This is a genomic window from Nocardia sp. NPDC004711 (assembly GCF_053601595.1).
Map to the genome: position 1 here is coordinate 16,365 of NZ_JBSGCB010000022.1, position 12,609 is coordinate 28,973.

At 69.0% G+C, this 12,609-nt stretch carries 15 protein-coding genes; 3 read left to right on the forward strand and 12 right to left on the reverse strand.

Features of this window, described 5'->3' with window-relative positions; all coding sequences use genetic code 11:
- The first annotated feature begins 61 nt into the window (after positions 1–61).
- Entirely contained in the window at positions 62–688 is a 627-nt protein-coding gene (locus ACWEKS_RS22925) for a TetR/AcrR family transcriptional regulator (RefSeq protein WP_452341961.1), read from the forward strand.
- Here the strand turns inward: ACWEKS_RS22925 and ACWEKS_RS22930 are convergent.
- Positions 676–1,254, reverse strand: a complete 579-nt coding sequence (locus tag ACWEKS_RS22930; RefSeq protein ID WP_452341962.1) for a TetR/AcrR family transcriptional regulator — start codon at positions 1,252–1,254, stop codon at positions 676–678. The two genes, ACWEKS_RS22925 and ACWEKS_RS22930, sit on opposite strands and share 13 nt — an antisense overlap.
- A gap of 91 nt (positions 1,255–1,345) precedes the next feature.
- Here ACWEKS_RS22930 and ACWEKS_RS22935 point away from each other — a divergent pair, with 91 nt between their 5' ends.
- On the forward strand, positions 1,346–1,768 hold the full coding sequence (locus tag ACWEKS_RS22935) for a hypothetical protein (protein WP_452341963.1): 423 nt from the start codon (positions 1,346–1,348) through the stop codon (positions 1,766–1,768).
- Between the two features lie 60 nt (positions 1,769–1,828).
- Here the strand turns inward: ACWEKS_RS22935 and ACWEKS_RS22940 are convergent, their stop codons facing one another.
- The 7 genes from ACWEKS_RS22940 to hemL form a co-directional block, all read right to left on the reverse strand.
- Complete coding sequence (locus ACWEKS_RS22940) at positions 1,829–3,019, reverse strand: Rieske 2Fe-2S domain-containing protein (RefSeq protein ID WP_452341964.1); 1,191 nt, start codon at positions 3,017–3,019, stop codon at positions 1,829–1,831.
- Positions 3,020–3,186: 167 nt separating this feature from the next.
- Positions 3,187–4,176 carry a c-type cytochrome biogenesis protein CcsB gene (gene ccsB / locus ACWEKS_RS22945; protein ID WP_379389246.1) on the reverse strand — a complete coding sequence of 330 codons (990 nt, stop codon included), beginning with the start codon at positions 4,174–4,176 and terminating at the stop codon, positions 3,187–3,189.
- On the reverse strand, positions 4,176–5,795 hold the full coding sequence (resB, locus tag ACWEKS_RS22950) for a cytochrome c biogenesis protein ResB (protein ID WP_452341965.1): 1,620 nt from the start codon (positions 5,793–5,795) through the stop codon (positions 4,176–4,178). The genes ccsB and resB overlap by 1 nt, the downstream gene beginning before the upstream one ends.
- A 1-nt stretch (position 5,796) precedes the next feature.
- Positions 5,797–6,621: a cytochrome c biogenesis CcdA family protein gene (locus ACWEKS_RS22955; protein ID WP_452342072.1), complete on the reverse strand. Its 825-nt coding sequence runs from the start codon at positions 6,619–6,621 to the stop codon at positions 5,797–5,799.
- 5 nt (positions 6,622–6,626) lie between these two features.
- Positions 6,627–7,262 carry a TlpA family protein disulfide reductase gene (locus tag ACWEKS_RS22960; RefSeq protein WP_452341966.1) on the reverse strand — a complete coding sequence of 212 codons (636 nt, stop codon included), beginning with the start codon at positions 7,260–7,262 and terminating at the stop codon, positions 6,627–6,629.
- A gap of 70 nt (positions 7,263–7,332) precedes the next feature.
- Positions 7,333–7,938, reverse strand: coding sequence for a histidine phosphatase family protein (locus ACWEKS_RS22965; protein WP_354847158.1), 606 nt, complete (start codon positions 7,936–7,938; stop codon positions 7,333–7,335).
- 434 nt (positions 7,939–8,372) lie between these two features.
- A complete protein-coding gene (hemL, locus tag ACWEKS_RS22970; RefSeq protein WP_452341967.1) occupies positions 8,373–9,710 on the reverse strand; it encodes a glutamate-1-semialdehyde 2,1-aminomutase in 1,338 nt (445 codons plus the stop codon).
- A gap of 515 nt (positions 9,711–10,225) precedes the next feature.
- Between hemL and ACWEKS_RS22975 the strand changes: the two genes are divergently transcribed.
- Positions 10,226–10,609, forward strand: coding sequence for a hypothetical protein (locus ACWEKS_RS22975; protein ID WP_452341968.1), 384 nt, complete (start codon positions 10,226–10,228; stop codon positions 10,607–10,609).
- Positions 10,610–10,711: 102 nt separating this feature from the next.
- Here ACWEKS_RS22975 and ACWEKS_RS22980 read toward each other — a convergent pair whose 3' ends face one another.
- The 4 genes from ACWEKS_RS22980 to ACWEKS_RS22995 form a co-directional block, all read right to left on the reverse strand.
- Complete coding sequence (locus tag ACWEKS_RS22980; protein WP_452341969.1) at positions 10,712–10,936, reverse strand: hypothetical protein; 225 nt, start codon at positions 10,934–10,936, stop codon at positions 10,712–10,714.
- An 83-nt stretch (positions 10,937–11,019) separates the two neighbouring features.
- Entirely contained in the window at positions 11,020–11,256 is a 237-nt protein-coding gene (locus ACWEKS_RS22985; protein ID WP_452341970.1) for a hypothetical protein, read from the reverse strand.
- On the reverse strand, positions 11,256–11,822 hold the full coding sequence (locus tag ACWEKS_RS22990) for a hypothetical protein (RefSeq protein WP_452341971.1): 567 nt from the start codon (positions 11,820–11,822) through the stop codon (positions 11,256–11,258). Before ACWEKS_RS22990 ends, ACWEKS_RS22985 begins: the two co-directional genes overlap by 1 nt.
- A 277-nt stretch (positions 11,823–12,099) precedes the next feature.
- The gene (locus ACWEKS_RS22995) at positions 12,100–12,603 is read right to left on the reverse strand and encodes a hypothetical protein (RefSeq protein WP_452342073.1); all 504 of its coding nucleotides are present in this window, start codon (positions 12,601–12,603) and stop codon (positions 12,100–12,102) included.
- Between the last annotated feature and the right edge of the window lie 6 nt (positions 12,604–12,609).

Sequence of the window (12,609 nt, forward strand, 5' to 3'; positions counted from 1 at the left end):
TTCAGTAGACAGGATTGAACCCGCGAGTTCAATAGGACGAACACATCGGTAAGATGGCGAGGTGACCACAGCGAAGGCGAGCCGCGGCCGCATCGACAAGCGACAGGCCATCCTGACCGCGGCCCTGACGGTGTTCGCACGACGCGGCTACGCCCAGTCCTGTGTGCAGGAGATCGCCGACGCGGCATCCGTCGCCAAACCGACGGTCTACAACCACCTCACCGACAAGGAAACGCTGTTCCGGGCGGCGATGTCGGCGGCCGCGGACGCGGTCGGCGAGCAGGCCCTGGGCACGCTCGAACCGCTGCGCGAGCCCGGCGACGATCTGGCCGGCGCCTTCGGCGAGACCGCCGCGCTACTGCTGCAGGCCTGCTCGGACGAGCGCGCGCTCGCCCTGCACCGGCTCACCTACGCCGAGGCGGGCGACTTCCCCGATCTGGTCGATACCGTCCTGGACCGCACCACGATTCGGCTCCGCGACGCGCTCGCCGACCGGCTGGCCCGGCTCGCGCTGGCCGGGCGGTTGCGGCACAGCGACCCGGCGGTCGCCGCCGAGCAGTTCCTGGCGCTGCTGAGCGGTCCGCTGGAAGCGCGCTCGCGCCAGGGCAATCGGGCCGTCGCCGCGGCCGAACTCCAGGCCGTCGCCGACGCGGCCGTGGACACGTTCCTGCGCGCCTACCGCCCCTGAGCGCCCGGCGCGAAGCGGTGGCGGACGAGATCCGTTGCGGCGCGGGCCATTCGATCGAAGGGCTCGATCTCGCCCGCGGCGCGGCAGAGCACGTGCGCGCCCTGCAGCAGGGTGAGCAGGGTGGTCGCCAGGTCCGCGGCGGTGGCCGGGTCCGCGCCGGCGGCGGTCAGACGCTCGGCGAGAGTGGTTGTCCAGGAATCGAATGCGGTGGCGGCCACGGTGCGCAGGTCGCCGCTGTCGGGGTCCACGGTGACGGCGGCGACGGCGCAGCCCGCCCCGTCGGCCGAGGCGGCCACCACCGGGCGGACCAGGGCGAGGAAGGACTCGACGAGAGTCACCGGGTCGGAGGCCGGTAGCGCGGCCAGACGCTCGCGCACCTGATCGCCGTTGCGGGCGGCGGCCGTCGCCACCAGTTCGGCCTTGCCGCCGGGGAAGTGGTGGTAGATCGCGCCGCGCGCGGCGCCGCTGGCGTCCAGGACCGCGGTGAAGGACATGCCCGCGACACCCTTCTTCTGCAGCGCATCGATGGCCGCGTCGATCATCCGATCCCGCGTGGTCGCCGCCATTCTTCCTCCCGCCATTGACTAGTACGGCCATCCTAGTGCACACTCGACTCGCTAGTACGTACGTACTAGCGTCTCGAGAACGGAGAGCCCAGTGCCCATCACCGTGACCGCACCGCGCGGCGTCCTCACCGCCCGCGGCGAACGCGAGATCCTGCCCGCCCTCACCGCGGCCCTGGCCGAGGTCAGCGGCGGCGCCGGCAATGACTTCTTCACCGGAATCATCGGCGGCAGCGTGCACCTGCTGCCGCCGGAGGACATCTACGCGGGCGGCGAGAACCGGCCGATCGTCATGGTCGAACTCAAGCTGCCCAATATCGGCCTGCCCGACCCGGACGCCCGCGCGGCCTTCATCACCGCGGCCACCGAGATCGTCGCGGGGCTCACCACCGCAGGCCATCGGCGCGAGGACATCTGGGTCAATATCCTCAATGCCCTCGACGGCGCCTGGGGCATCGGCGGCCGCGCCTACACCGGCGAGGCGCTGATCGCGGCGGTCACCGCGGCCGCCAACTGACGACGGTCCGGGTGGGCGCGCAGCACGCGCCCACCCGGACCGTCCGGAACCCGATCCCCGTCAGTGACTGACGGCGTCCTCTTCCGCCTTGCGCCTGAGGTTTTCGGCGACCTCCGCCTCCCACGCCTCATTGGCCTTGGTGGTGTCGACCTCGAACTCGAAGCGCTGCACCGACTTCGGGTCGATGTCGGCGACGTCCACGTAGAACTGCTCGTACCAGCGGCGCAGCTGGTAGACCGGCCCGTCCTCCTCGGTCAGCAGCGGATTCTCGATCTTGGACTTGTGCTTCCAGATCTCGACGTCCTGCAGGAAGCCCTCACCGATGCCGACCGTCATCTTCTTCGCGATCCGATCGGCCGAGGCATCGTCGATGCCCTGCGGCTTGCGCACCGACATGCCGTACTGCAGCACGAACGCGTCCTGCGAGATCGGGTAGTGGCAGTTGATCAGCACGGTCTCGAGCTCGAACCCGCTGTAGTTGTTGACCAGCGGATTGACCATGTAGGACGGCCCGAAGTACGAGGCCACCGACTTCAGCGTCGAGTTGCCGCCGTACTGGGTGGCCATGCCCTTGTCCGGGCGCGCCGTGGAGTCCAGGAACTGGGTGGCGACGTGGCCCTCGAAGACGTTCTTGAAGAACGTCGGATACGCGTAGTGGATGTAGAAGAAGTGGGCCATGTCCACGACGTTGTCGATGATCTCGCGGCAGTTGGAGCCCTCGATCACCATGGACTCCCAGGTCCACTCGGTCCAGCCGTCGGCGAGCCCCTCGGTGCCCTTGCCCTCGGCATCGGTGTACGGGCCCTCGATGTAGGGGATCGTCACCTCGTCCGGCGGCGGGTTGCCCTCGTGGTCGTGCCACACGAAGAGCTGGTCGTTGCGCTCCAAGGTGATCCACGACCGCGTCCGCGCCAGCGGCGGCACCCGCCGCGCGTACGGAATCCCGGTGCACTTCCCATTGCCGCCCCAACGCCAGTCGTGGAACGGGCAGGCGATGGAATCACCTTTGATCTCACCCATGCTGAGGTCGCCGCCCAGGTGCCGGCAGTAGGAGTCGAGCACGTGCAACTCGCCCTTGCTGTCGGCGAAGACCACCAGCTTGGTCCCGAATGCGGAGATCTGATGCGGCTTCCCGTCCCGGAACGACTTCGCGAGCCCGACGCAATGCCATCCGCGTGCGTACCGCGTGGGCGCCTCGCCCACGTCGATCTCCCGCACCTTCCGAACCCGACTCTGCGGCGCCACTGCCATGACGAGCCCCTTCACTAAAAACTAGAACGTGTTCTAATCACGGTCGCTTAATACGGTACAGCCCCTGAGCACCGATCGGAAGTTCCCGGGAAAAGAAGAAGGCCCCGGCACTGAAACGTGCCGGGACCTTCCGAAACCCATTGGGCCAGTTCAGGAAGCCTATCGGGTCAGTTCAGACCCGCATACGAGTGCAGACCGCTCACCACGATATTGATGATGAAGAGGTTGAAGAGCATGGCCACGAAACCGGCGATGTTGATCCAGGCGGCCTTGGTGTCGCGCCAGCCGGAGGTGGCACGGGCGTGCAGGTAGGCGGCGTAGAGGACCCAGGCGATGAAGGAGCAGGTCTCCTTGGGGTCCCAGCCCCAGAAGCGGCCCCACGCGGCCTCGGCCCAGATCGCGCCGAGGATGACGCCGGCGCCGAAGATCGGGAAGCCGATGATGGTGGTGCGGTAGGCGAGCCGGTCCAGCAGCTGGGCGTCGGGGAGGCGGCGGGCCAGCTGGCCGAAGATGGTGTCGGACTCCGCGCCCGCGGGCTGCCAGAGGCGGAACAGGAACAGCAGACTCGCGACACCGGAGACCAGGAAGACGCCCGAGCCGATCGACACCACGGTGACGTGCACCGGCAGCCAGTAGGACTTGAGGGCCGGGACCACGGGGGCCGCGTCCACGTGCAGCTTGGTGCCCGCCAGGAACAGCAGGATCAGCACCGGCACCAGCAGGAACGACCACATGCCGCGATAGCGCTGGTCGCGCAGCAGGATCAGGCCGAGCAGCACGGCCGCGCCGGTGGCCATCGAGATGAACTCGAACATATTGCCCAGCGGGAAGCGGTGGGTCGCGAAGCCGCGCAGCACGATCGAGACCAGGTGCACGCCGAAGCCCACGAACAGCACCGCGAAGGCCATATTGCCCAGGCGTTCCGAGAAGGGGCGCTCGACCCCGCGCGGCTGCACCTTGCCGGGCACATTGGCCGGCGGCTCGTCGACGATGCCGGAACCGCCTCCGGCGGTGACCAGCTGGCGGGCGGCGGCCGTCGGCACCGTGCGGGTCAGGGCGAACTGCCAGACCAGCATGATCCAGACCAGCGCGTAGATCACGATGGCCGACTTGAACGCGAGATCGCTGTAGGAGGCGATGTTCTCGTCGATCGGCATTACTTCTCTCCCGTCAGCAGCCGCTCACGCAGGCGGTCGAACTCGCCGCCCCACCCGGCCTGGTCGGTGCGGGCCAATCCGCCCATTTCTACTACGGTACGTCGTACCTCGTCGGTTCCGGTACCCGGGTACACCCGCAACCAGATGCGACGGCGCTTCACCAGCAGCGACACCAGCAGGCCCGCCATCATGGTCAGCGCCGACACCAGTACCCACTGCTGCGCCGGATCGTGCGAAACCTGCAGGTTCACAAACTCTTCCGCGCCGTCGAAGGTGACCTTGGTGCCGTCGGACAGGGTCGCGGACTCACCCGGCTTCAGGTTCACCCGCTGTTCCTTCACCAGGCGACCCTGCTTGATCATCTCCGGGTCCAGCGCGAACAGCGACTGGGCGCGGCCGGTGTCCAGGCCGGTATCACCCTGGTAGACGTCGATCGCCACCGCGGGATCCTTCATGGCCGGATACATCGAGGTCAGCAGCTGCCCGTGCATGAGCGCGGTCGGCGCGAACAGACCCTGGATCGCCACCTGATGCTTGCGGCGCTCCTCCTCGTTCGGATACATGCCGCCCGGCGGATCGATGCGCAGCACCCCCGAGGACAGGAAGGTGGTGGCGTCGTCCGGCTTCCACTGGATGGCCTCGGTGCGGGTCTGGCCGTTCGGGAAGGTCACCGTGAACTTGGGCGCGAAACCGTGGCCCTGCAGGTAGACCCGGTCGCCGGCGACGCGCAGCGGATGGTTCACCTGGACGGTGGTGTCCCGCCAGGTGTCGGAGTTCAGATCCTTACCGGTCTGGTACTGGATGTTCGAGGTGAACATGGACGCCTGGCCGTTCTGCAGGTAGTCGGCCCGGAAGTCCTTGACCCGCACACACATCGGCGTCAGGCCGGTGCCGTCGTTCACATTGCCCGCGCGGAACGAGTCGAACACCGCGGGCGAGGTGGTGCAGAAACCCGGGCCGTCATTGGCGAGCACGACCACATTGCCCTCGTAGCCGAACAGCTTGCCGACCGCGATCGCCGCCAGCAGGCCCACCAGCGCCAGGTGGAAAACCAGATTCCCGAGCTCGCGGGTGTACCCCTTCTCCGCCGAGAGGGTCAGTTCCCCCGCGCGATCGCCCGGCTGCACGACCGTGCGCCAGCCGCGCATCTGACCGCGAGCCCGCTCGATCACCTGCTCCGGGGTCGCCGCGTCGGTCCCCGACCAGTGATGCGGCAGCCGAGACAGGTTGCGCGGCGCCTTGACCGGCGGCGTCCGCAGCGCACGGTAGTGGTCCACACAGCGCGGCAGGATGCAGCCGACCAGCGAAATGAACAGCAGCACATACACGGCCGTGAACCAGAAGCTGGAGAACACGTCGAACAGCTGCAGCCGGTCCATCCACGGGCCCAGGGTGGGCCGGTTGCGGATGTAGTCGTCGACCTTGCCCGCGTTCAGGCTGCGCTGCGGCAGCAGCGCGCCCGGGATGGCGGCCAGGGCCAGCAGGAACAGCAGCATCAGCGCGGTGCGCATGCTGGTCAGTCCGCGCCAGGTATTGCGCAGGACGCCGAGTACGCGCCGCGGCGGCGACTGACGCGGCGGACGGACGGGGGCACTGGGGGTTTCGATGGTGGCAGTCATGTCAGATCGGCAGGGTCACATTCGAGACGAAGGCGTCGCGGACCCAGGAGACGAACTGGTCCCACGCCCCGGTCACCAGGGCGATGCCGACGGCCACCAACAGCAGACCGCCCATCACCTGAATGGTGCGGGAATTACGGCGCAACCAGCCGACGCCGCGCAACGCGGTCGCCGAGCCGAAGGCCAGGATCACGAAGGGCAGGCCCAGGCCCAGGCAGTAGGCCACGATGAGGGCCACGCCGCGGACCGCGGTGGTGCCCTCGGTGCCCGCCGACACCGCCATCACGCCCGACAGCGTCGGACCCAGGCACGGTGTCCAGCCGAGCGCGAAGACCGCGCCCAGCAGCGGAGCCCCGATGAGGCCGCTGAGTCGGCGCGGCTCCATGCGGGTGTCGCGCTGCAGCGCCGGAATGAGACCGATGAACGCCAGGCCCATCACGATGGTCACCACGCCGCCGATGCGCTGCAGCAGATCACGATTGACGTTCAGCACCTGGATCGCGCCGAACACGGTCGCCGAGGCGAGCACGAACACCACGGTGAAGCCCGCCACGAACAGGCCCGCCGCGCCCGCCACCCGCAGGCGCGTGGAATTGCGGCCCGCCACGGCGGTTCTGGTGGTCTTGGCCGATTCCACCGTCACCGGCGGGGCCTCCGCGCCCACCACACCGGCCAGGTACGACAGGTAGCCGGGCACCAGCGGCACCACGCACGGCGAGGCGAACGACACCAGACCGGCCAGCATGCACGCGCCCAGCGCCAGCAGCAGCGGTCCGGTGGCGGCGGTCTGCTGGAACGAATCCCCCACGCTCGCCAGGTAGGTCACGTGGTTCACGCCTGCTCCTGCGCGAGCTTGTCCACCACCGGCTGCAGGTCCTCGGCCAGCAGGGCGCGCAGGAACACCGCCGCCACCCGGTGCTGCTTGTCCAGCACGATGGTCGTGGGGATGACGCTGGTGGGGAACTTGCCGCCGAGCGCGAGCAGGCTGCGCATGGACGGGTCGTAGATGGAGGGGTAACCGACCTTGTTGTCGGTCACGAAGTCCTGGGCCTTGTCCTTCTGGTTGTCACGGACATTGATGCCCAGGAACGCGACACCCTTGTCCTTGCTCGCCTCGTAGACCTGTTCCAGCGCGGGCGCTTCCGCGCGGCACGGGCCACACCACTGGCCCCAGATATTGACGACCACGGCCTTGCCGGGGAAGTCGTCCACCGACGTGGTCTTGCCGTCGTGCAGCAGATCCGGGCCGGACAGCTTGCCGATGGTGCCGCGCGAGGACGGCGGATCGTAGAAGATCTCGGTCTTGCCGCCCGGGGAGACGAAGTCGAAGGTGCCGCCCTGGGCCACCGCGTCCTTGCCCGCCGTCGAACACCCGGCGAGCACGGCCACCACACTCACACCGGCCAGCAACGCCGCGACCCGGCGCAGCGGGCGGCGGACGGGCCGGGACGCGATGGCGCGGCTCATGCTGTGCCCTTTCGGCATGAGCGGGGGCCCTGCGCGGTTACGCAAGCTGCCTCCTCCGTGCCTGACCCGCTCATGCCCCGGTCACCTTGGGGTCCGAGGCGCCCGCCGGCTCCGAGTAGACGATGTCGATCAAGGTATCGCCCTGGTAGACAAGCGAAGTCAGCGAGGCGAGCGAGCACTGGCGGTGCCGCGGGTCGTGCCACAGCCGCTGTCCCTGCAGGAAGCGGCGCAGCGTCCAGACCGGCAGCTGATGCGAGACCAGCACGGCCTCCCGGCCGGCGGCCTCCACCCGCGCCTTGTTCACCGCGGCCAGCATGCGGTGCGCGATCTGCAGATACGGCTCACCCCAGGACGGCGTGAACGGGTCGCGCAGCTTCCACCAGTGCCGGGGCTTGCGCAGCGCGCCGTCCCCCGCCGAGACCCGCAGCCCCTCGAAGGTATTGCCGGCCTCGATCAGATTGTCGTCGGTCCGGATCACCAGACCGTGGCCCGCTGCAATGGGATCCGCGGTCTCCTGCGCCCGCTGCAGCGGCGACGCCACCACCAGCGCGATGTCATGATCCGCCAGCGACCGCGCCACGGCCTGCGCCTGCGCCCGCCCCGTCACCGACAGCTGGAATCCGGGCAACCGGCCGTACAGGATGCCCTTGGGATTGTGGACCTCGCCGTGCCGCATGACGTGCACGATCGTCTCGAGATCGCTCGCCACGTCACCCGGCAGGATCAACCCGCCCGTGGTGCCGGAGGCCACGTCGGCACCGGCGGCAGCCGCATCCGAATCGCCCTCGGCCGCGAATTCCGTGCCCGGTTCACCCGCATCGGGGTCGATCTCGACCACGATCTCGGACGAGAACGACGCAACCGGAACAGCGGATTCACCCGCATCGGGGTCATCCGGATCCGTTTCGGACCCGGCGGTTGCGCCGGAATGGTCGGATTCCGTTGGGGCGGAAACGGGTTCGGCCGGGGAGACGGCGATGTGTTCGCCGGTTTCGGCCAGTTCCTCTTCGGCCTGACGGATGGAGTCCAGGAGGCGGGTGGCCTCGGCGGCGGAGAGGGGAACCTCGTGCTGGGTGGGTGCGGGTATGCCGGAGTCGGGGTGGGCGGAGCTCACGCGGCGGATCCTTCGGGGGTGGCGGCCGCCGCGGCGCGCGCGGCGGCGGGGAGGGCGGCGGCGATGCGGTCGAACGCGTCCTCGTCGAGGGCGGCCGAGACGAACCAGGCTTCGAAGGCGCTCGGCGGCGCGTACACACCGGCATCCAGCAGCGCGTGGAAGAAGGCTGGGAAACGCCAGGTTTCGCTCGCCTTGGCGGCGGCGTAGTCGGTGACCGGGTTCTCGGCGAAGAACACGCTCACCATATTGCCCGCGAATTGCACCCGGTGCGGGACGCTCTCGGCGGTCAGCGCCTCGGTCATCAGCGCGCCCAGCCGCTCGGCGTTCTTGTTCAGCGTCGCGTACACCTGCTCGTCCGCGGCGCGCAGCGTGGCCAGACCCGCGGCCACCGCGACCGGGTTACCCGAGAGGGTGCCCGCCTGATAGACCGGCCCCAGCGGCGCCAGGTGGTTCATGATGTCGGCGCGCCCGCCGAACGCCGCGGCCGGCAGGCCACCGCTCATCACCTTGCCGAAGGTGTACAGGTCACCGGCCACGCCGTCGATGCCGAACCAGCCCGAGTGGCTCACCCGGAACCCGGTCATGACCTCGTCCATGATGAGCAGCGCGCCGTGCTCGGTGGTGAGCCGGCGCAGCCCCTCGTTGAATCCGGCCACCGGCGCGACCGTGCCCATATTGCCCGCCGCGGCCTCGGTGATGACGCACGCGATCTCACCCGGGTAGGCGGCGAACGCGGCGGCCACCGCGTCGAGATCGTTGTAGGGCAGCACGAGGGTGTCGGCCGCCTGCGCACCGGTGACGCCCGGCGAGGTCGGCAGGCCCAGCGTGGCCACGCCCGATCCGGCGTCGGCCAGCAGCGCGTCGACGTGCCCGTGGTAGCAGCCGCTGAACTTGATGATCTTGCCGCGCCCGGTGAAACCGCGCGCCAGCCGGACCGCGCTCATGGTGGCCTCGGTGCCGGAGTTCACCAGCCGCACCCGATCCACCGGAGCGACCCGGCCCGCGATGGCCTCGGCGAGCTCGATTTCCGCCTCGGTCGGCGCGCCGAAGGACAGCCCGCCGGTGGCCGCCCGCTGCACCGCCTCGACCACCGCCGGGTGCGCGTGCCCGAGAATCATCGGGCCCCACGAACACACCAGGTCGACGTAGTCGTTGCCGTCGGCGTCGGTCAGCGTGCAACCGCGCGCGGAGGCGATGAACCGCGGCGTGCCGCCCACGGAGTTGAACGCACGCACGGGCGAATTCACGCCACCCGGGATGACCGCCGCGGCGCGTTCGAAAAGTTGGGCTGAGACCGGGACCGACACCTGGCTCACACGCGGAGAAGAACTCACGGCACCCAGTCTCTCAGCCGCCCCTGCCCCCGTCGACGACAGGGTGTAGTCGAGTGGCCCTTCCCACAGCCAACCCGCCATCCTTGCACCCCGATATGAACACCGCATCCCGAAGACGGCCCGGCCGCCCACCCCCGCGTCCGAGCCCTCGCTGCCGATACCGCCTCCCCCGAACTCGCGGCAGCATCGGCCGAACCATCGGGCGGCACGACCGCGACGATGGCGAACGGCCTGGTGCCGGGTCCGCGAGGCGCCGCGCGACCGTCAACCGCTACCGGGCACGCGCACACCTATGGCGGTTCAACCGCGAGCTGCCGGGCATTACATACCCGCGGGTCCCCTTACCAGCCCGTAGCCGCAGGACTCCGAATTGCAGTGCGCGGACTCCGATGTGGGCTCACTGGGACGGTGGGGCAACACGCCGGAGTCCAGTTTCGTACGACGTTATTCGCTACACGTTTGCTGATGCGTAATGTTTCTGCACAGGAGACGGCTTGGGAGAGAGGGCGGGACGTATGCGGGTCGTTCGAATCGGGGTTGGGATCGTCGCGGTGACGGCCGGGCTCGCCGCCGGGGCCGGAGTCGCGGCAGCGGCGGAGCCGGTGGTGCAGATCGATCAGGGACGGGCGGGGGTGATGCTGTCCCACAGTGAGACCGCCACGCTGGCCGATGGTCCCGTGCCCGCGGTGATCAGCATGGTCGTGCCGCTGAACCGGATGGGGGCGGGCCTACGGCCCGACACCACCATCTACAAGGACGACAAGGGTGGCGTGCACGCCTCGCTCCGGCAGGTGATCGCGGAGGCCGCCGATCATCCCGACGGCAACGTCGCGATCTTCCTCGATCTGCCGGGCAGCCGGAACGGACGGGTGCTGGATATTTACCAGAACTGGGGCTGAGGCCTTCGCGTCAGCGGCAGCCGACCCTCGTGTAAGCGGGGCTGACACCTTTTTCCCCAGCGGAGACGGCGGCGCGGTCTGCGGTCGCGCCGCCGCGACCCGTTACGGGAGTGGAACCCCCAGGCAGAACGCCGCCCATCCGGTGGACATCAGGCAATTCAGCTGGGGCGGTAGTAGGTCTGGCCAGGACAGCGCGACCGGGTGCGACCGGTAATCCGGGACGGCATCGACCGGAGCGGCGGCGGCCGGAGCCACCGCCGCGACGCCGATGACCCCCGTGGCCAGCACCGCGGTGGCGATGCGTTTCACGAGATCTGTGCGCTTCATGCCCATGATTCTCCGCGACCGCCCGGACGCCTCCAAGGCGAATCCGGACTTCGCACCCCACCGCGCGGCGTGTCGCGAAAAGCTCAGCGCGCGAGCCGAACTGCCCGCGCCACCACGTCGATCAACGCCAGCCCCGACATGATGGCCAGCACCGCGCACCCCGCCAGCCAGGGCCCGAGGTATCGCGTCGCAGTGAACGCGGGCACCTCACCCTGCGGCTTGAAGACAGTAGTGCGAATCCCGTTGTGCCAGCACCACACCGCCGCCACCACCAGCACCGGCACCAGCACGAATTCGGCGAATACGGTCAGCCATCGCATCACAGCGCTTCCTTCCGCTCGTCGTCCGACCCGTGCTCGTCATCGGTTCCAGGCTCGTCATCGGTACCAGGGTCGCCATCGGTACCGCGCGCCCGCTCCAGCGCGGCGGTCAGCGCGGCGCGCAGCGTGACATGATCCCGCGCCCATGCCTGCACCAGCCGCCCGTCGGTCAGCTTCAGCCCGATTCCCTTGCGCCGCCGCGGTACTCCGGTCAGCTCACCCAGCGCCCGCGCCGACTGCCAGTCCTCATAGTCCCAGGACTCCTCGTCCTCCTCCGGCAGCACCTCGGCGATGTCGCACAGCGGCACCACCTCCGTGCCCTCGCGCAGTTGCGCCGGCGTCAGCTCGACACTGATGTGCCGCTTGCCCGCCACCACCTGCAACCACACGAATCCGGCCAGCAGCACCGCGCAGAAGACCAGCCCGAACCAGTGGACGGCACCGCCCCGGATCACCTCGATGACCAGGATGATCGCGCACAGCGCGGGTCCGTAGGCGATGGTCCGCCAGCGCGCACCGGGCTCGGAGAACAGCACGGCCCCGGGGGTGTTGATGGCCTCACTCATAGGTCGAGCGTAAAGATCGTGGATTCGCTCAGCGGGCCAGGCCCGGAATCAACAGCACGGCGAGGGTGAGCAGCCCGAACAGAAACAGCAGACTCAGCACCAGCACATCGCGCCGCAGGCTGTGCGGCTGCTGGATCACCACTCGCATCGTTGCCTCCGCCTTCCCGGAGCCGAACGCGCCATAACACAACGTATGACGACCGGCACCCGGTTCCCGAATTCTCTGTGACTGCCCTCACCATACCCGCTAGTACGCTTGTCACAAACTCAGGCGTACCTACTGCGGTCCGGGACGGAAGAAGGCCTCGGATTCGCTTCGATAGCACAGGAATACGGCACCGCCCGCCAGCACCGCCGCCACGATTCCGGCCCCGCCGGCGACCAGCGCGGCCGCACCCTCCTTGACCCCGATGCCGAACAGCGTGCCCGCCGCGCCGAGCACCAGGAAGACGCCGAACCCGGTGAGAAGCGCTCGCGCCCAGGCCTTTCCGCGTCCCAGCTGGTACACCACGGCCACCCCGGCGCCGGTGAGCACCAGCCAGAACACGCCGACCAGGATGAACACGATCGCCATCCAGGCCTGCACCTGTGCCAGCGTCACGGTCGGCTGCTGCTCCTTGACCTGATCGAACATCTGCTGCGCCAGATCCTGCCGCTGCCCGAACTGCGTCACCAGCGAGGCGATCAACTGCACCAGCCCGACAGCGAATGTGCCGTACCAGAGTTGGCAGGCGGTGCGCACGTCTTCCGGAGCCGGGCCCGAAATACCCGGCGGGACCATCGGATT

Coding starts and splice junctions, on each gene's coding strand:
- ACWEKS_RS22980 (WP_452341969.1), bottom strand. CDS start 10,936: ATGAAGCGCACAGATCTCGTGAAACGCATCGCCACCGCGGTGCTGGCC.
- resB (WP_452341965.1), bottom strand. CDS start 5,795: ATGACTGCCACCATCGAAACCCCCAGTGCCCCCGTCCGTCCGCCGCGT.
- ACWEKS_RS22990 (WP_452341971.1), bottom strand. CDS start 11,822: ATGAGTGAGGCCATCAACACCCCCGGGGCCGTGCTGTTCTCCGAGCCC.
- ACWEKS_RS22930 (WP_452341962.1), bottom strand. CDS start 1,254: ATGGCGGCGACCACGCGGGATCGGATGATCGACGCGGCCATCGATGCG.
- ACWEKS_RS22995 (WP_452342073.1), bottom strand. CDS start 12,603: ATGGTCCCGCCGGGTATTTCGGGCCCGGCTCCGGAAGACGTGCGCACC.
- ACWEKS_RS22965 (WP_354847158.1), bottom strand. CDS start 7,938: ATGCGGCACGGCGAGGTCCACAATCCCAAGGGCATCCTGTACGGCCGG.
- ccsB (WP_379389246.1), bottom strand. CDS start 4,176: ATGCCGATCGACGAGAACATCGCCTCCTACAGCGATCTCGCGTTCAAG.
- ACWEKS_RS22940 (WP_452341964.1), bottom strand. CDS start 3,019: ATGGCAGTGGCGCCGCAGAGTCGGGTTCGGAAGGTGCGGGAGATCGAC.
- ACWEKS_RS22985 (WP_452341970.1), bottom strand. CDS start 11,256: ATGCGATGGCTGACCGTATTCGCCGAATTCGTGCTGGTGCCGGTGCTG.
- ACWEKS_RS22975 (WP_452341968.1), top strand. CDS start 10,226: ATGCGGGTCGTTCGAATCGGGGTTGGGATCGTCGCGGTGACGGCCGGG.
- ACWEKS_RS22960 (WP_452341966.1), bottom strand. CDS start 7,262: ATGAGCCGCGCCATCGCGTCCCGGCCCGTCCGCCGCCCGCTGCGCCGG.